Source organism: Aequorivita sp. Q41 (assembly GCF_039831855.1).
Lineage (GTDB): Bacteria > Bacteroidota > Bacteroidia > Flavobacteriales > Flavobacteriaceae > Aequorivita.
Map to the genome: position 1 here is coordinate 1,076,800 of NZ_JBDPMS010000001.1, position 17,674 is coordinate 1,094,473.

The 17,674-nt window shown below is 35.7% G+C and carries 15 protein-coding genes and 1 tRNA gene; 6 read left to right on the top strand and 10 right to left on the bottom strand.

Annotated features, from left to right (window positions below; translation table 11 throughout):
- Window positions 1-121: 121 nt before the first annotated feature.
- The 3 genes from ABJ955_RS05040 to rsmI are packed head-to-tail and all read left to right on the top strand — an operon-like array spanning window position 122 to window position 1,992.
- Complete coding sequence (locus ABJ955_RS05040; RefSeq protein WP_347373512.1) at window positions 122-910, top strand: hypothetical protein; 789 nt, start codon at window positions 122-124, stop codon at window positions 908-910.
- Window positions 911-921: 11 nt separating this feature from the next.
- Entirely contained in the window at window positions 922-1,278 is a 357-nt protein-coding gene (locus ABJ955_RS05045; protein WP_347373513.1) for a DoxX family protein, read from the top strand.
- A 3-nt stretch (window positions 1,279-1,281) separates the two neighbouring features.
- Window positions 1,282-1,992: a 16S rRNA (cytidine(1402)-2'-O)-methyltransferase gene (gene rsmI, locus ABJ955_RS05050; RefSeq protein WP_347373514.1), complete on the top strand. Its 711-nt coding sequence runs from the start codon at window positions 1,282-1,284 to the stop codon at window positions 1,990-1,992.
- 281 nt (window positions 1,993-2,273) lie between these two features.
- On the opposite strand, the gene ABJ955_RS05055 is transcribed toward rsmI, so the two are convergent.
- Together ABJ955_RS05055 and ABJ955_RS05060 are read right to left on the bottom strand one after the other, a co-directional pair.
- Window positions 2,274-2,864 (bottom strand): carboxymuconolactone decarboxylase family protein, encoded by a 591-nt coding sequence (locus ABJ955_RS05055; RefSeq protein WP_347373515.1) that lies wholly within the window; start codon window positions 2,862-2,864, stop codon window positions 2,274-2,276.
- A gap of 97 nt (window positions 2,865-2,961) precedes the next feature.
- Complete coding sequence (locus ABJ955_RS05060; protein ID WP_347373516.1) at window positions 2,962-4,854, bottom strand: hypothetical protein; 1,893 nt, start codon at window positions 4,852-4,854, stop codon at window positions 2,962-2,964.
- Between the two features lie 216 nt (window positions 4,855-5,070).
- On the opposite strand from ABJ955_RS05060, the gene recJ reads away from it, so the two are divergent.
- Complete coding sequence (recJ, locus tag ABJ955_RS05065) at window positions 5,071-6,762, top strand: single-stranded-DNA-specific exonuclease RecJ (RefSeq protein WP_347373517.1); 1,692 nt, start codon at window positions 5,071-5,073, stop codon at window positions 6,760-6,762.
- Window positions 6,763-6,785: 23 nt separating this feature from the next.
- On the opposite strand, the gene ABJ955_RS05070 is transcribed toward recJ, so the two are convergent.
- Together ABJ955_RS05070 and ABJ955_RS05075 are read right to left on the bottom strand one after the other, a co-directional pair.
- Window positions 6,786-7,544, bottom strand: coding sequence for a UDP-2,3-diacylglucosamine diphosphatase (locus ABJ955_RS05070; RefSeq protein ID WP_347373518.1), 759 nt, complete (start codon window positions 7,542-7,544; stop codon window positions 6,786-6,788).
- A gap of 26 nt (window positions 7,545-7,570) precedes the next feature.
- Window positions 7,571-8,020, bottom strand: coding sequence for a 6-carboxytetrahydropterin synthase (locus tag ABJ955_RS05075; RefSeq protein ID WP_347373519.1), 450 nt, complete (start codon window positions 8,018-8,020; stop codon window positions 7,571-7,573).
- A 107-nt stretch (window positions 8,021-8,127) separates the two neighbouring features.
- Between ABJ955_RS05075 and ABJ955_RS05080 the strand changes: the two genes are divergently transcribed.
- A complete protein-coding gene (locus ABJ955_RS05080) occupies window positions 8,128-8,763 on the top strand; it encodes a 2OG-Fe(II) oxygenase (protein ID WP_347373520.1) in 636 nt (211 codons plus the stop codon).
- A gap of 49 nt (window positions 8,764-8,812) precedes the next feature.
- On the opposite strand, the gene ABJ955_RS05085 is transcribed toward ABJ955_RS05080, so the two are convergent.
- Window positions 8,813-10,147 (bottom strand): MATE family efflux transporter, encoded by a 1,335-nt coding sequence (locus ABJ955_RS05085; RefSeq protein WP_347373521.1) that lies wholly within the window; start codon window positions 10,145-10,147, stop codon window positions 8,813-8,815.
- A 148-nt stretch (window positions 10,148-10,295) separates the two neighbouring features.
- On the opposite strand from ABJ955_RS05085, the gene ABJ955_RS05090 reads away from it, so the two are divergent.
- Window positions 10,296-11,090, top strand: coding sequence for a universal stress protein (locus ABJ955_RS05090; protein WP_347373522.1), 795 nt, complete (start codon window positions 10,296-10,298; stop codon window positions 11,088-11,090).
- Window positions 11,091-11,175: 85 nt separating this feature from the next.
- On the opposite strand, the gene ABJ955_RS05095 is transcribed toward ABJ955_RS05090, so the two are convergent.
- From ABJ955_RS05095 to kbl, 5 genes are all read right to left on the bottom strand, one after another.
- A tRNA-Ala gene (locus ABJ955_RS05095) sits at window positions 11,176-11,249 on the bottom strand.
- Window positions 11,250-11,300: 51 nt separating this feature from the next.
- Complete coding sequence (locus ABJ955_RS05100) at window positions 11,301-12,140, bottom strand: alpha/beta fold hydrolase (RefSeq protein ID WP_347373523.1); 840 nt, start codon at window positions 12,138-12,140, stop codon at window positions 11,301-11,303.
- Window positions 12,140-14,869 carry a PD-(D/E)XK nuclease family protein gene (locus ABJ955_RS05105; RefSeq protein ID WP_347373524.1) on the bottom strand — a complete coding sequence of 910 codons (2,730 nt, stop codon included), beginning with the start codon at window positions 14,867-14,869 and terminating at the stop codon, window positions 12,140-12,142. The genes ABJ955_RS05100 and ABJ955_RS05105 overlap by 1 nt, the downstream gene beginning before the upstream one ends.
- 73 nt (window positions 14,870-14,942) lie before the next feature.
- Window positions 14,943-16,331, bottom strand: coding sequence for an OmpA family protein (locus ABJ955_RS05110; protein ID WP_347373525.1), 1,389 nt, complete (start codon window positions 16,329-16,331; stop codon window positions 14,943-14,945).
- A 122-nt stretch (window positions 16,332-16,453) separates the two neighbouring features.
- Window positions 16,454-17,653 carry a glycine C-acetyltransferase gene (gene kbl / locus ABJ955_RS05115; protein WP_347373526.1) on the bottom strand — a complete coding sequence of 400 codons (1,200 nt, stop codon included), beginning with the start codon at window positions 17,651-17,653 and terminating at the stop codon, window positions 16,454-16,456.
- Window positions 17,654-17,674 lie beyond the last annotated feature (21 nt).

The following is a 17,674-nucleotide window of genomic DNA, read 5'->3' on the forward strand; positions in this document are numbered from 1 at the left end:
CTGCTTGCTTTTAGTATAAAAACAAAGGTTTTAAATAAGAAAACAAAAATAGTTGACGTTTACAGTAATGATGCGTAAATTTATAAAAACAAAATAGAAATTCAGTTTAATTTAAAAAGATATGCGACAGAAAATCCGCAAGCAGGTAACAGCACTGGCAAAGCAATTGATCGAAGAGGAGAAAACGTTTAATCCCACTACTGTAAAAGGTTTGCTGAATACACTTTACGAAAAACTAACCATTCTTGAATATCTTGAAAACCAGCTGGAAGACACTTCAGAAGATGTTGCTGAAAAAGCTATGGACTCCAAAAGCTTTCGGGAGGAAAACTGGTTTACCGAACCAGAACCTTTGCCACAACCCGAACATAAAGAAGACCTTATTGAACCCTTAATGGAAAAAATAAAAGATATTGTAGCTCAAATGCCTGAAGAAAGTGAACGTATAGACGAGCTATTAGATGAAATGCTCCCTAAGTACCCTCAATCAGTTTCTGAAGAACAAGAGCCGCCTTCTCAAAAATATATAAAAAATGATTTAGAGGAATTTGCTTCAAGTTATCAACAAATGCCAGAGTTTGAACGTAAACAACCAGAAATTTTCCCCAATGTTGTTGAAAATAAAGAAGCCGAAAATAACATGACAGAATCTCGGGCAAAATCTTTAAACGATTCAATAAATAAAGGTTTGAATATTGGACTTAATGATCGGTTGGCATTTATAAAACATCTTTTTGAAGATCAAGCTGAAGATTTTACCCGCGTACTTTCCCAAATTAATACGATGGAAAATTATGAAGAGGCACAAAATTTTATTACCGGAAAAGTAAAACCCGATTATAACAACTGGAGCGACAAAGAAGAGTATTCTGAACGATTTATGACTATTATTGAAAAGCGTTTTAATTAATCATACCATTTATGAAAGCCCAAAAATTAATATATTGGTTTGCCACTGGGCTTCTTAGCGCCTTATTTCTCTATTCCGCATTTATGTACCTAACTAATACCGCAGTTGTAGAAGGTTATTATCAAGATTATCAATACCCCGTTTATTTAGTTATCCCAATGGCAATTGCAAAAATCTTAGCGATTGTATTTATTCTTTTAAGAAAACCAAAATGGGTAATGGAATGGGCTTATGCCGGGCTTTTTTTTGATATGGTGCTAGCTTGCTTTGCGCACTATCGCATAAACGACGCTGGAATTACACTGCCTTTAGTTGGAATTTTAGTATTGTTGCTTTCGTATTTTTTCGGAAAAACTGTTCGTGTATAAATTATGGGAAAACTATACCTAGTACCTACGCCTATTGGTAATTTAAAAGACATGACTTTTCGCGCTGTTGAAGTGTTAAAAGCAGTAGATTTAATCCTCGCTGAAGACACTCGAAATAGCGGAAAATTATTAAAGCATTTTGAAATTGGCACACAAATGCACTCCCACCATATGCACAACGAACACAAAACCGTTGAAGGCATTGTAAAAAAAATTCAAAATGGCGAAAACATAGCATTAATTAGTGATGCTGGCACACCTGCCATAAGCGATCCTGGTTTTTTATTAGTGCGCGCCTGTGTTGAAGCCGGAATTGAAATAGATTGCCTTCCTGGACCTACGGCCTTTGTACCAGCACTTGTAAACAGTGGCTTCCCTAATGATAAATTTATTTTTGAAGGTTTTCTTCCAGTAAAAAAAGGACGGCAAACACGTTTAGAGCTTTTGGCCGAAGAAACCCGAACGATTATCTTTTATGAATCGCCTCACAAACTTTTAAAAACACTTACCCAATTTGTTGCTTTTTTTGGTGCAGAAAGACGAATATCTGTTTCACGTGAACTCACAAAATTGCATGAAGAAACCATTCGCGGTACCACGGAAGAGGTGTTAAAACATTTTGAAAACAAACCCCCTAAAGGAGAAATTGTGATTGTAGTTTCTGGAAAAAAAGGCGTTAGGGAGAAGGCATTTGGCATTAGGAAAGTTCAGTAGCAGTATGTAGTTGCAGTAGGCAGTTGCAGTTTGCAGTGTTTACCAACAAAAATCGGGTGAAAACGAAATCGAAAAACCCAGAACCCATCCCGATAACTATCGGGAAGAACCCTAAACCCTAAAGAACTAACCGTGTTTCCCCTTATTCCAGCCGTGTTTTCCAAGGTATTGCTCACCACTTTCTACGGCACCATCTGTTAAACAACAGAACGGCAAGTTTTAATAAATCAAGAAGAAAAAGCACTTGATTTATTAAAAACAACCACCATAATCTATGAGAACTAGCCGTGTTTCCCCTTATTCCAGCCGTGTTTTCCAAGGTATTGCTCACCACTTTCTACGGCACCATCTTCAATAGAAGTTCCCATAGAATCATTCCAACGGTTTAAATACCCAAAGAGCGAAATAACGCCTAGCATTTCTACTATTTCACCTTCATTCCAGTGTTTGTATAATTCTTCTTTAATATGCTCATTAACGGCATTAGGCACTTGACTAGCAGCTAGAGAGAAATCGAGTGCAGCACGTTCTGCTTCCGAAAAAGCGGGATGCGTTCTGTACTCCCAGATATTATCCAGCTGTTCTTGCTCCGCTCCATAGCGTTCTGCAGCGCGAATGGCATGTGCTTGACAATATCTGCAACCTGTAGCATTACTACTTACCCAAGCAATCATCCTTTTTAAAGCCGAAGTCACTCTGCCTTCATTTGCCATTACAGCTTTGTTTAAATTGATAAAAGCTTTACTTATTGCTGGTCTATGCTGCATAGTAAGTACACTGTTTGGGCAAAAACCGAGGGTTTCGTTGAAAAATTCAGCCAATTGCTTAGTATCGGCATCGTGGTTTGGGGAAAGCGGGGTTACTAATGGCATTATTTTTTTATTTGATTCCAAAGTACAAAATAATTAAAAAACGGCTGCGGAAAAATTTCAATTTCCCACAACCGTTTTAACAAATAGAATTACTAGCTTATCTACAGAATAATATCCTATCCCTAATATTACGATGATTATCCCTTCCGTTGGTAAGATTTAAACCTACTTCCAAACGGATTTCATATGCACAAGGTTTTAAATCAGTAAAACTACCCAAGTATCTCGCTGTTCCATTGGCTTCCTCTCCTGGTACTGGAAAAATAATAGGCTCAAAGGTATTGGTAGCACCTTGACCCGTAAACTCAATAGAAACACTACCAAGGTTTGCACTTCCTGCGGTATAATTTACCGTGATAGAATCGTTTATTTTTTTACACCCATTTCCAGCACCTGTTAATTCTTCCAAATCAACCATTGCAATTCCATGTTCTTTAGGGTCTTGGATTGTAGAAAACCAAGATCCACCTTTATGAACATCCTTATATTTAGTATTAAAAATAGCCAATGGACGTGAAAAGCCACAATTAACTTTCGAGGCTTCATTACCACTTTCACGTTTGAGCATACGAAGCGCAAAATATTTGTTTTTTTGAATTAAAGCAGCTGGATCTCCTGCAACTACGGAGTTTTTATTTTCTTCACCATTGTATAAAACATCTGTTTTCAGAGCTATTAATGATTCCAATAAATTAATTTCATTAATAGTTCCTGCTGGTTGTTGTGGAATTTTTATCCAATTACCATCAAAATCAACTTTAATTTCTGTTCTGCCCCATACATCTGTAACACCCGTTCCGTGAATTACATAAGTGTCATTTCTCCAAATCGAACCCTCGAGTAATCTATCGGCAATTTTGGTGGTGGCTATATCACTCGGAGTAACATCTGTCCATTCACTATCAGTAATCGTACTTAAATCAATTGAAAGGTCTTCCACCTTCACGTATTGAAATTTATACTCCCCAGGCTGGCCATTGACTTTTTGATTTAGGGAACCTTTAAGCTCAATAGTGCTATAAAATGCTTTTCCATTCCATGAAGTTTCAACTTTTCCAGAAGTTTTACCAGTTGTTGGGTCAATATTCAAAATTGGGTGGTAATTCCTTTCCCCTATTCCATAAAATGCAATTGGAACACCTGGGTTATTGCCTTGTACATCTTTCAAACAAAGTGAAACACACAGGCAATGCCCTACGTTTCTTCTGCTTGGTTTATGAGCTTCATAATGGCTTTCTGCAAAAAACTCTACTCCCCCAACTGCATATTTAAAATAAATATCTGGACCACTACCAGAGGCAAAGAAAGGTGTGGTTTCTATATTAATAAAAGGAGACAAAAATGTTTTTTTAAAATCCTTGGAGCGATAGTAAATACAAAATCTACCATTTATATCTGTTACTTTACTACCCAGAAAATCATCGGTAATTATATCATCATCCATTGCTATTACTTCAATTCCTGGAAGTGGCTCTTTACTTTCGCAATTAGTAAGTATGCCACAAATTACCCAAATGTCTAGACGTTGAAGAATATAACACCAAACTTTTTTAAGAATAGTATAGTTCCAGCCTGCTAGAAAATCGTTCTCTACTTGGCGCCATTTTGGTTGAATAACGTCAAGAAGCACTTCAAAAGGCATAAAGTTTTTCGGTTTTTTAGTATCGCCTTGTCCATAATCTGGTACCTTGTCATAAAAAACTGTTATAGCTACAACACCACCTTGATATGTAAGCTTTTTACCATTAATTATTATTTCATAATTCCCTGATGCATCCGTTTTTGTTTCTGCAAGTAATTGTTTACTTCGTTTTTTTATATCGGCTTCCTCAAAAACCTGTGAAACTTCCTTACTTTGTGCAGCCGTATACGCAGTTGTAGCGTTTAAATCTTCATTTAAACTATAAACTCGAATGCTTGTATTCGCAATAGCGAAATCGTTTCCATCGCAAATTGCTGATTGCAACCTACCTTTAATTGTGTACCCCATAATACTTTTTTTAAATTAATACTTTAAATACATCTTAGTGTATTTGTAGAATACTAAAGTAATGCGACTCAATTAATTAAATAAAAATAAACAACTGATTTTAAAGCCATTAAACCCTGTTTTTTTAAGGGGGAAATCCCTTTTTTGACTCAAGAAAAAGGGGTAAATTTAAAATGCAATCCCTTATCTTGTACCTTTATTTTAGAATACCAAAACATGCGCTGGACCCTTAAACCAAAACCTGATAACGAAAAGGTGAAATCACTTTCAAAAACACTGAAAGTAGAGCCAATTATTGCCTCGCTTTTGGTGCAACGGGGCATTGAAACTTTTAAAGAAGCAGAAAAATTTTTCCGTCCAAATTTAAAAGATTTACACGATCCTTTTTTAATGAAAGACATGGATAAAGCCGTGTTTCGGATTGAAAAAGCTATTGAAAATGAAGAAAATATATTAATCTATGGCGATTATGATGTGGATGGAACCACAAGTGTAGCGCTGCTTTCTTCCTATTTAAAAAGTTATTATCCAAATATCTCAACATACATTCCAGATAGATATGATGAAGGTTATGGAATTTCATACAAGGGAATTGATTTTGCTGCAGACAATGATTTTTCACTCATCATCGCTTTGGATTGTGGTATAAAGGCGATTGAAAAAGTAGCGTATGCTTCCGAAAAAAATATAGATTTTATTATCTGTGACCACCATCGACCAGGAAAAGAAATTCCAAATGCAATGGCAGTACTCGACCCAAAACGAGAAGATTGTGAGTATCCTTATAAAGAGCTTTGTGGCTGTGGTGTTGGTTTTAAATTAGTTCAAGCCTTGGCTGGTAAACGCGGTTTAGAAATCAAGGATTTGCTGCTGTATTTAGATTTGGTGGCTACTGCAATTGCTGCCGATATAGTTCCAATTACAGAGGAAAATAGAATCCTTGCCTATTACGGCTTAAAGGTAATAAATAGCAATCCACGTGCTGGAATGCTGGCTATTTTAAAGCAAGTAAAAAAAGAAACGCTTACAATTACTGATGTCGTTTTTATAATCGCCCCGCGTATAAATGCTGCGGGTAGAATGAAACACGGGAATCACGCGGTTACCTTACTTACTGAAACAGCTATTGAAAAAGCAGAAGCCTATGCAGCCGAAATAGAAGTTTTCAACACAAATCGTAGAGAAGCGGATAAGCAAATTACCGAAGAAGCACTTCAGCAAATAATCGCCAATAAAGAAGAAAACCGAAAAACCACCGTAGTTTATCAAGAAAACTGGCATAAAGGCGTTATTGGTATTGTTGCTTCGCGGCTAACAGAAACGTATTATCGCCCTACATTGGTATTTACCAAAAGCGGTGAAAAACTTGCTGCCTCTGCACGTTCTGTTACAGGGTTTGATGTTTATAATGCTTTGGAAAGTTGTTCCGAACACATAGAACAGTTTGGAGGACATATGTATGCTGCTGGCTTAACTCTGCTTGAAAAGAATTATGTGAAATTCAAAAATGAATTTGAACGCGTTGTTTCTGAAACAATCGACACTCAGTTACTTACACCAGAAATTAGAATAGATTCCGAAATAAATTTGAGTGACATAAGCCCGAAATTTTTTAGAATTTTAAAACAATTTGCGCCATTTGGCCCCGGAAATATGACCCCGACATTTATGACTCAAAACGTATTGGACATTGGTTTTGGAAAATGTGTGGGTGAAGATAAAACGCATTTACGCCTTGTTGTAAAACAAGGAAATTCAAAGGAATTTACAGGAATTGGCTTCGGTATGGGAGAAAAACACGCTATTGCCTGCAATGGAAAAGCTTTTAAAGCAGCCTACTGTATTGATGAAAATGATTGGCAAGGAACTGTTAGCTTACAACTTCGGCTAAAGGACATAAAAGAATAAGTGCGTCTTCGACCTGCAATGGTTTAAGAGGCATGTGTTTTTAACTCAAATTTTTCGCCATCAAAAACGCCATATGTATAGTGATTTATCCAGTCGCCAAGATTAAAATACCAAGCGTTTTCACCTACTTTAATTTCCATTGGCAGATGGCGGTGTCCAAAAACAAAATAATCAAAGTGTTTAGTTGCAAGTTTTCGTTTGGAATACTGCGCAAGCCATTCTTGCTCTTCACCTAAAAACTGTTTGTCATCATCGCCAGAAATAAGTTTGTTTTTAACTGAAAGGTGCTGTGCCAACCGTACACCAATGTCCGGATGCAACCAACGAAAAAGCCACTTTGAAAAGGGGTTTGTAAACACTTTTTTCATCCGTTTATAACCCATATCGCCAGGGCCTTTACCGTCACCATGGCCAATAAAAAAGTGTTTATTATTAAAAACGAATTCCTTAGGGTCGTGATAAACGGGAATATTTAATTCCTTTTCAAAATAATCGTTCATCCATAAATCGTGGTTTCCTACAAAAAAATAAACCTGAATTCCGCTATCGCGAAGCTCGGCGAGTTTTCCCAAGGTGCGTACAAATCCTTTTGGAACAACAGTTTTATATTCAAACCAAAAATCGAAGAGATCTCCCAACAAAAAGATTGCTTCAGCATCATGCTTAATACTGTCTAGCCAGTTTACAAAAATCTTTTCACGTGGAAAGCTTTCAGCTTGGGTAGGTGCGCCAAGGTGGTTGTCGCTGGAAAAGTATATTTTTTTGCCTTTTGGAATTTGCATATTCAAAGATAGGAAAGTGATTTGGTTTAATTATCTCCAGCAAACCATTCCGCATAACTGCTATCAGTTTCTTGAAGCCTTAGGGAATGAAGTTGAATATTTTTTGGCAAACGACTCTTTATTTTTTCAGAAAAATCAATCACCATCATTTCGCTGGTTGGTTGGTACTTTACCAACAGTACATTATGTCCACGATCACTCAGTTCCTTCGCCAACTCTACATGAGGGGTGTTTTTATTAAAGACCGTGGCATGGTCAAAAACATCCACAATTTCTTCTTTTACAATCTTTTTTAGGTCGCCAAAATCTATTACCATCCCAAATTTCACGTTTGTATCATCTTCAATTGGTCGCCCAATAACAGTAACAGAAAGCTTATAACTATGGCCGTGTACGTTCCGACATTTACCATCATACCCATAAAGTGCATGACCTGTTTCAAAAGAAAAAATTTTAGTAATTCGTATTGTGTTCATTGGTTTTCTTTAGATTTCAAAGATACTGCTTTTGTAAGGAAAATTATTTTCTGAAACCCTATTGATTTCTGACCTATATTTGTCCACTTTTTTATAGGAGCAGAAAAATGACAACAGAACTTTTTGAACAACTGGATTTTATTGAAAACCCTTTGTTTGAAACAATTATTACTGAACTGCTTCAGAAGCAATTCAGCATTGTAAACGACTTTTTTTCGTTAGAGGAAGTTGAAATTTTACGCAATTCATTAGTGGCAAAATACGAAGCAGATCGCTTTAAAAAATCGGCAATCGGTAACCGCATCAATGAAGAAATAGATAAAACCATCCGTGGAGATTTTATTCTTTGGATGGATGAAAAAAATGCTAATGAAGCAGAATTACTTTTCTTCAAAAAAATTAATGAGCTCGTAAAGTATCTTAATAAAACCTGCTTTTTAGGAATCCTTTATAAGGAGTTTCACTATGCCGTTTATCCGAAAGGAAGCTTTTATAAGCGCCATTTAGATACCTTTCAAAATGACGACCGCAGAAAACTATCTCTTGTCTGCTATCTAAATGAAGCTGACTGGTTGCCAGAAAATGGAGGAGAACTTACTATATATAATGAAAAAGACGCGTTAAATATTTTACCGCTTCCTGGAAGATTGGTGATTTTTGAAAGTCAAATTTTGGAGCACGAAGTAAAAATAGTGAAAGCCTCGGAGCGGATGAGTATTACAGGTTGGCTAAAAACAAGGTAATTAGTTCCTTATTGTATAGATAATTCAAAGCGATACTTACACTTTTTAATTAGTTTTTAATAAGTGGAATGTATTTTCTTCGGAATTTAATCAGCAATGCAACAGCGCGATATGCGATCCAAACAATAAGTGCTGCCCAAATACCTATGAGCCCCCAATCCATATATTTTGAAAAATAAAGTACGGGGATAAAACCAAAAATGGTGGCGCCTAAGAGTACATTTCGTAAGTACCCCATCTCGCCCAAGCCTTTAAATATAGAATCTAACGTAAATGCCAACGCATTAAATGGCAAGCATATAAGCACCATAAAAAACATGCTATAGAAAACAGCAAGTACTTTTTCGTCTTTATTAAAGAGTGTTCCTAAAGGTTCGTAAAGAACTAATCCGACCAATACAAGCATTGCTGCTACGCCCAAATTATAAAGGTTTACTTTTTTAGTAAGTTTCCACAGTAAATTATAATTGCGTTCACCCAAAAGTTTTCCGCTTAAAATATTTCCTGCAGCACCATAACCATCAATAAAAAAGGCAGTGAAAATCCAAATATTAAACGCAATGGTATGTGCCGCAATGTATTCTTTTCCAAGTGCTGCAGCTTCACGAGTAGCTAAAATTAATGCCGTATTTAAAGCTACAGATCGCAAAAAAAGGTTAAGACTCATATTGACCAACCGTTTTATTTCTGGATGCAATGGAAATCTCAATTTTAAGGAAATTTCGGTCTTCTTTAAAAGAAAAACAAGTGCCATAACTGCCATTATTGCTTGTGCAATTAGACTCGCCCATGCCGCCCCTTTTATTCCCATTGGAAGCACAAAACCGTCAACTCCATACACCAAAGCAAAATCGAGCGCAATGTTTATAGCGGCTCCAATAGCGGCAATAATCATTGGCCAAAACGTATTTTGAAGTCCCCGAAACAATCCAAATACCGCGAATGTAAAGAGTGTAAGTGGAAAACCCCAAACGCGAATGTTATAATAATCAATACTAAATGAGAGAATGATCCCCTCTGCATTTAGTAATGAAAAAATTTCTGCCACAAAAAAATAGGTAGAAAACAACACGATAATGCTTAACGCAATATTAAAATAAATAGCTTGAGCCGGAAAATTATGTAAATCTTTCAACTTTCCAGCGCCTAAATTTTGTGAAACAATGGCAGAAATAGCAGAGCGTGTTTGCCCTAGAATCCAAATTAAAGCTGAAAGAAAAGAACCGACAATACCAACAGCAGCAAGCGATTCAATACCAAAATCTTTAATGTTTCCTACTATAGCTGCATCGGTTGCAGAAAGTACGGGTTCTGCAATGCCAGAAATAATGGCAGGAATGGCAAGTTGCTGAATTCGCTTAAATGAAATGTTCGTTTGTGACATTTTGGAAGCTGCAAATTTACATAAATTGCGAAAGCACAAAGGGATAGATTAGCTATAAAATACATAGAATTTATTGAAAATGTGAAAGAATTTTGAGTTGAACGATATTTAACCTTAATTTTGCATACACTTAAAGAAGTATCAAATCATGAATAATATTTTAGTACCTGTTGGGGCTTCAGAAAATTCGGCAAGCAACCTTCAATACGCTATAGATTTGGCGGAAGAGATTAATGCCAATGTATATGTAGTTTCTGTTTTTCAGGAACTTTCTAAGGTTGGTGGACTTTCAAAAGTGAATACTATTCTGAAAGAGGATTCTGAAAACCGTTTGGATGAAGTATTGTCTAAGGTTGATAAAAAGGGGGTAAATGTAGTAGCACACCCTATAAAAGGTGAAGTTTTAGAAGGCATTAGCCGTATCAGTAAACAAGTGCCAATCGATTTAATGGTTTTGGCTCCACGAAGTAATTCTATAAAAGAAGAAGTTTATCTCGGAAAAACTTCTGGAAAATTATTGAAGCAAACTAACATTCCTATTCTCATTGTTCCTGAAGGTGCTAAATTTCAAGCACCAAAAAATATGCTGATGGCATTTAAAAATGGAACATTTGAAGAAGATTCATTATTGACAGCCGTCAAAAAATTCAAACAAATTTTTGGAACTGAAGTACATGTACTTCATGTAGAAACACCTGAAACTACTCAAGAAATGAAAATAGTTTCCGAGAATTTAAAAGAACTTCAAACTTCGTATACACAAGTTGAAGCCGCTACTACTTTTCAAGCTGTAATTGAATATTTTCAGCAGTTTAATCCAGCTATGCTTTGTGTAGTAAGAAGAAAACGTGGTTTTTTCAAAAAGCTATGGGAGAAGAATGAAATTCTAAAAAAAGAATTTTATACCAGCAAACCACTTTTGGTATTGCCAGTTCAGGAATAATATTTAAGACACTAGAAGATATACGGAGAATTGATATTTTTATTCTCTAAACTAAAAAAACCACCCTTTTGCGGTGGTTTTTTTGTGGAGAATATCGGAGTCGAACCGATGACCTCTTGCCTGCCAGGCAAGCACTCTAGCCAGCTGAGCTAATCCCCCTTATATCCTTTTAGGAATGCCAAAAATAGTGAATTTTTCAATACACTTCTTTTATTTTAAAAATTCGATCGTATGCTCAGTTACTTTTTTAAGATCGCTAGGCATTTTATCTTCTTCCCAAGGATGTTTGGCACCAAAAACATGATCTGCGGCATCAATTACAACCAATTCACTTTTAGGGTTCCACGAATGAATTGCCTGTGCTTCTTTTAAGGAAACTGTAGGGTCTTCATTTCCGTGAATAATTAGTTGTGGGACCTTTATATTTTTAGTTACACGAGCTAATGTATAACGCTGTTCATTTTCTTTAAAATCTTTGTAAAATTGAAAATTATGAGGCAGCATTTGCTTCGTTCTGCTGTTTTCAACATAGGTTACCCCTGTTTTTTTCCAGGTATCAAACTCCGTTGTGCCTTCTAAAAATCGCGCTTTAAAATCACTTATTCCTGCCCAGCTAATAACTTTGTTTATTCGCTTATCTTCTGAGGCTTTAATCAAGACTATTCCACCGCCGCGACTATGGCCAATCAATGATATTGTTGCGATTTTTTTTGGAAAATTATCGTTTTCGCTTTCAATTTCATTTAAAATTCTATCTAAATCATCCAGCTCAATACTAAAATTATTTTCTGCAAAAGCTTCCAGATCTGCGAAATCAAGAGGTTGTTCTATCGTTCCGCCGTTATGTGAAAAATTAAACTTTACAAAACAAAAACCTGCTTCCGCAAAAGTTTCTGCCACTAAATGCCATGCACCCCAATCCTTGAAACCTTTGTAACCGTGACAAAGAAGCACTACTGGTTTCGGTTTGTTGGATTCTTTATAATATACGTCGTAAAGGATAGGTTTTTTTGCTTCGGAAGTAAGTATTTGGTTTTGTTTAATAATCATTATTCAATTTCTTTTTCTGTAAATGCTATCTTTTGATTGCAAATTTCAACAATAAGTTTCTTTAATTCAACCGTAAATGTTTCTAAAATATCAGTTGTAATAATTTGAGATTTTTTTCCGCCGCGGGCCTTTTCTTTTACGCCAAATTTTAAATATCCGCTACTTAAATTTTTAAATGAAATTATTCCAGCTTCACCATTAGCTATTGGCATTTCGTTGTTCATCATTAATGCATACATTAAAACTTGAAATGCTTTGCTAAATTTATAGTCTAAAGTCAACTCCTCCCAGTCAAATAATTCTACATCGGCTTGTTTTACAACCCCCGTTTTATAATCAATTATTCTAAGTTGACCGTTATACTCATCAACTCTATCTACTTTTCCGTGAATTTTTACAGGAAAATTAAGCTCCGGAATTGAAAGTTGAAACGTGAGATCAGTCTCTATTTTTATGATTTTTATTCTGTTTCCAGCTTTAATTTCTGCAATTTCACTATCAAGAAAATTGGAAATATAACGTTTCGCAACTTCAAAAACGATTAAGTTTTTTCCTTTAGAAAAACTGCCCCCCTTAAAGGTTTTTTTAAATTGATTTGTTACTTCTTCGTGAATTTCTTTCTTTAAATCTATAAGCTGTTGAGCGGTTAAATATTCTCCAATAAATGGTTTATAAAATGTCTCTAAGGTGTCGTGAACAATGGTTCCTAACGTATTGGCTGCAACATTTTCTTCAACTTCTTCAAAGTCATTTAGCTTTAAAATTTTTTGAAAATAAAAATCTAAGGGATTGCGAATATAGGATGTTAATGCCGAAGGTGAAAAACCTTTTACGGCAATCTCCTGAAGGCGTTGCATAACCGCTTCGGTTTTTTGAATTTGCTTAAGTGCTTGCTTTTTTATTTGAACTTTTGGAGACAAAATTCGTTTTTCAATTGTATGATTTGGCTGTTTCTCTATTTCTAATTGTCTAATAAAACGGCTTTTTTCACCAGTATTAATGCCTTCAGAATGGTTGTTATAAATTAAGGTACAGCTCTTAGCACGGTGTAATAACCTATAAAAATGGTAGGAATAAATAGCATCTTTCTCTGTGAAAAGTGGCAGGTTAAATTGCTGTTTTAAATCGTAGGTTATAAAAGATGCATTAGATTTTCCAGAAGGAAAAATACCTTCGTTAACCGAAGTTATAATAACGTTTTCAAAGTCGAGCACGCGGGTTTCTAACACCCCCATTAATTGGAGCCCGCTATATGCATCACCTTCAAAATCGAGCGATGTGGAAGCTGATAGTTCTGAAAATAGATTTAGTACACTCTTAACAGATTTTAAATGAGGATACTTTTGATTTAGGGTTTCAATTTTATTGAAAATACTTGCAAGTTGACGAAATATAGCACGTTCAATAGAATTTGTTTTATGCTTTTCTTCCAATAAATGGATAATTTTTAAGCCTATAGTTATAGCTTTCTTACTATCATCATTCCAATCTTCAAAAAGAAGTTGAAATAATTGTTTGTCAGCAGTACTAACTAGTTCTGCAAAAGTAGCTGGTGAAATATGAGTTATATTTTCTCGAATTATACTGTGGGTAATTTGGCTTGCATTTGGCAACAAATCAGCGGCAATAGGATGATTTAGTATCGCGAGAATATCTTTATAGTATAGGGTTTCTATGCTATGAAGATGAATAGAAAAAAGCAATTCAAAAAAGACGGTTGCGGGAAAATTTTTCAATGAAACGCCCATGGTAACATTTAGACTCTTCACATTTTCTGGTAAAGAATAAAGCACAGGAATCAGCAAGTTTTCATCTCCCAGTACGATTGCGGTTTTATTTAACGCGTCTATAGAAAGTTTGGAAAGCAATTCTCCTATATATTTTGCCTGTCCTATGTTTTTTTGAACCTCTATGAATTGAATTTTTTTAGCGGTTTCGAAATTAGAAGCTATAAATTTGGGTGTTTCCTTTTGAAAGTACTTCCAATCCTTTAAATATTTCCTAACAAAATAAGAAGCGCTGTGTTTTACATCTTTATAAAATGAGTGATCTGCATCCCAATAAATTTTAGTGTTTCCTGTTTCTAGAAGCTCTTGAATAATGTTTTGCTCTGCCGTATTTAAGGCATTAAACCCAATAAACACATGAATTTTAGAAGGGGTAGCACGAATGTAATGTTCAAGATTTAATGAAGCTTCACGGTATACCATCCCTTGATACCCAATACTTTCATTTAATAATAACGACTGCATCTTTTCATAGAAATCTGGGAGGCTTTCCCAAAACTGCAGGTAGTTAGTTATAAGTTCTGTTTTTTCACCTTGCACACCCCATCTTTCTAAGGTTTTTATACTTGCCAAATAACCGAAAAAAGGTTTTGGATCTACCAAATAGCGATCCATTTCATTAAAATCATTAAGGAGTGTAATGGCCCAAGTAGAATACGATTCGAAATCTTCTTTTTCTAAAATACCTCTTGTACTTAGATAAGCTTCATAGCTTTTAAATAGCAGCTCTGTATTATCAATTATAGAAAGATTAGAGATATCCTCTACAAACTCTTCGATGCTGCAAATATGTGGTGCAAATTGTGTTTTATCGATGTCCTTTTTAAGTTCATTCATCAAAAACCCTCCTGCTCTTTTACTTGGAAGTATGAAGGTAATTTCAGAAATATCTGAAAAGGTTTTTTTAATATCGGCGAGGGTTTCTTGAATGAATGTTACCATAGCCTAAAAATAAGAAACGCCTCCGAAATTCGGAGGCGTTTCAAAAATATTTATTAAAACTTGTTTGTTGAAATTATTTCTTTAAAGAAATTTCAACACGACGGTTTTGTTGTCTTCCTGCTTTAGTAGCATTAGTTGCAATTGGTTTTGCTTCACCATATCCAACTGAAGTCAATCTGTTACCGTCCATACCAATAGTAGTTAAGTAATCTTTTACAGAAGCAGCTCTAGAGTTAGACAACTTTAAGTTGTTTGCCTCACTACCTTGGCTATCTGTGTGACCTTCGATTTCAAAATTATCGTTAGGATATTCTTTCATAATATCTGCGATATTTTGAAGAACAGCGTAAGATTCTTTTCTGATAGAAGATTTTCCTAAGTCAAAAAGGATTGTTTTAGAGTAGTCGTTCAATTGCTTAACGATTTCGATAGAAACCTCAGGACAACCTTTGTTTGCTACAGTACCTGCAACATCTGGACATTGATCATCTTTATCTAGTACACCGTCACCGTCTCTATCTTTGTAAGGACAACCGTTGTTAGCTTTTGGACCAGCTTCATTAGGACAAGCGTCATCTTTATCAGCAATACCATCGCCATCAGCATCAGGACAACCGTTAAGAGCAGCTACACCAGCTACAGTAGGACATTCGTCTTGTGGATCAGCAATACCGTCACCATCTGTATCAGGACAACCATTGAATTCAGCTAAACCTGCAGTGTTTGGACATGCATCGTTTCTGTCTTCGATTCCGTCACCGTCAGTATCAGGACAACCGTTAAATTCAGCTAAACCTGGAGTTTCTGGACATTCATCATCTTTATCGTAGATTCCGTCACCGTCAGTATCTTTTCCACCAAATTGGAAAATTACACCAGCAGAATGTTGGAAATGAGTTACCCCATATTCTTCTTCAAATGCATGCTTATAAGTAGATTGGAAGTTAAGACCAATGTATTCGTTAAACCAAAATTTAACACCAACGATCCCGTTTGCAGTTCCAAAACCGATATCATCGATCCATGTGTAACCACCACCAACACCAATAGAAGGATCAAACCAGCTACTTCCTAAAGCGTTTTTGAAGCTATATTTAATTTCACCATCAGCACCGTAGTAGCTTAGGTCGTTTACTTCTACATCACCCATTCTATCTAAACGGTTAATAGAACCACCAGCAGTAAACACAAATCCACTACCTACATATCTACTAATAGCAATTTTAGAAACTGAAGGTAGAATGTTCCAATGGTTATCTGCATTAAAATACTCGTCAAAGATTTCTCCTCTCATACCATGATCTTGGTATAGTACTTGATCCTCATTAAGGCCAGCGGAGAAAACGTCAACTGCGTTTACACCAACCTCAACAGCCCAAGGATTGTTTTCGTCTTGTGCGTTCGCTACGCCAGTCCCTAAAATAAGGATGGCAGCAACTAATAATCTGTTAAGATGTTTCATATTCGATTGTTTAATTTTTAAGTGTTAATTATGAGCAAAAGTAAGTTGTTAAATATTATAAACAAAAGCAAATCTAATAAAATTTTCCTAAAATCAGTGCTATTGATACGTAATTGAAGGATTTATCTTTCAATTACATCTAATTCTTTTCCAATCTTAATAAACGCATTAATTGCTTTATCCAAATGTTCCTTAGAGTGTGCTGCTGAAAGCTGCACTCGTATTCTTGCTTTTTCTTTTGGCACTACTGGAAAAAAGAACCCGATTACATAGATTCCTTCTTCTAATAATTTATCTGCCATTTGTTGGGAAAGTTTTGCATCATAAAGCATTACAGGCACTATTGCAGAGTCTCCATCAATAATATCGAATCCTGCTTTTTTCATTCCTTCTTTAAAGTATGCGGTATTTTCAGCAAGTTTATCTCTTAATGATGTGTCTTTAGAAAGCATTTCGAACACCTTAATAGATGCACCTACAATTGCTGGCGCCAAAGAATTTGAAAAAAGATACGGTCGAGAGCGCTGACGCAATACTTCAATGATTTCTTTTTTTCCTGTGGTATAGCCTCCCATTGCACCTCCTAGCGCTTTTCCCAAAGTACCTGTTATAATGTCTATTCTTCCCATTACACCTTTTTCCTCAAGAGTCCCTCTACCTGTTTCGCCAATAAAACCTGCTGCATGGCATTCATCTATCATTACCAAGGCGTCATATTTATCTGCCAAATCGCATATTGTATCTAAAGGAGCCACCAAACCATCCATAGAAAACACACCATCGGTTACAATAATTTTAAACCGAGCACCTTTTTCATTGGCTGCAATGAGTTGGTTTTCCAAGTCTTCCATATTGCTGTTTTCATAACGGTAGCGCGCCGCTTTACACAAACGCACACCATCTATAATAGAAGCGTGGTTTAAGGAATCTGAAATAATTGCGTCTTCAGCTCCTAATAATGGTTCAAAAACACCTCCATTTGCATCAAAAGCAGCTGCGTATAAGATAGTGTCTTCAGTTTGATAATAATCGGCAATTTTCTGTTCCAATTCTTTATGAATATCTTGCGTCCCACAAATAAAACGCACTGATGACATGCCGAAGCCATGCGTATCCATAGCATCTTTTGCAGCTTGAATAACTTCTTTGTTTGATGAAAGTCCCAAATAATTATTGGCACAAAAATTTATCACTGTCTCACCTGTAGAAATAGTGATTTCAGCATCTTGAGGTGAAGTAATAATTCGCTCTTTTTTAAATAAGCCATTATCTTTTATTTCTTCAAGTTCCTTTTCTAGATGGTCTTTAATTTTTCCGTACATTTTTATCTTTTTTTAAAGCTC

Bases quoted from the DNA above. Each gene is read 5' to 3' on its own strand.
- ABJ955_RS05040 (WP_347373512.1), top strand. From the start codon at position 122: ATGCGACAGAAAATCCGCAAGCAGGTAACAGCACTGGCAAAGCAATTG.
- ABJ955_RS05045 (WP_347373513.1), top strand. From the start codon at position 922: ATGAAAGCCCAAAAATTAATATATTGGTTTGCCACTGGGCTTCTTAGC.
- rsmI (WP_347373514.1), top strand. From the start codon at position 1,282: ATGGGAAAACTATACCTAGTACCTACGCCTATTGGTAATTTAAAAGAC.
- ABJ955_RS05055 (WP_347373515.1), bottom strand. From the start codon at position 2,864: ATGCCATTAGTAACCCCGCTTTCCCCAAACCACGATGCCGATACTAAG.
- ABJ955_RS05060 (WP_347373516.1), bottom strand. From the start codon at position 4,854: ATGGGGTACACAATTAAAGGTAGGTTGCAATCAGCAATTTGCGATGGA.
- recJ (WP_347373517.1), top strand. From the start codon at position 5,071: ATGCGCTGGACCCTTAAACCAAAACCTGATAACGAAAAGGTGAAATCA.
- ABJ955_RS05070 (WP_347373518.1), bottom strand. From the start codon at position 7,544: ATGCAAATTCCAAAAGGCAAAAAAATATACTTTTCCAGCGACAACCAC.
- ABJ955_RS05075 (WP_347373519.1), bottom strand. From the start codon at position 8,020: ATGAACACAATACGAATTACTAAAATTTTTTCTTTTGAAACAGGTCAT.
- ABJ955_RS05080 (WP_347373520.1), top strand. From the start codon at position 8,128: ATGACAACAGAACTTTTTGAACAACTGGATTTTATTGAAAACCCTTTG.
- ABJ955_RS05085 (WP_347373521.1), bottom strand. From the start codon at position 10,147: ATGTCACAAACGAACATTTCATTTAAGCGAATTCAGCAACTTGCCATT.
- ABJ955_RS05090 (WP_347373522.1), top strand. From the start codon at position 10,296: ATGAATAATATTTTAGTACCTGTTGGGGCTTCAGAAAATTCGGCAAGC.
- ABJ955_RS05100 (WP_347373523.1), bottom strand. From the start codon at position 12,140: ATGATTATTAAACAAAACCAAATACTTACTTCCGAAGCAAAAAAACCT.
- ABJ955_RS05105 (WP_347373524.1), bottom strand. From the start codon at position 14,869: ATGGTAACATTCATTCAAGAAACCCTCGCCGATATTAAAAAAACCTTT.
- ABJ955_RS05110 (WP_347373525.1), bottom strand. From the start codon at position 16,331: ATGAAACATCTTAACAGATTATTAGTTGCTGCCATCCTTATTTTAGGG.
- kbl (WP_347373526.1), bottom strand. From the start codon at position 17,653: ATGTACGGAAAAATTAAAGACCATCTAGAAAAGGAACTTGAAGAAATA.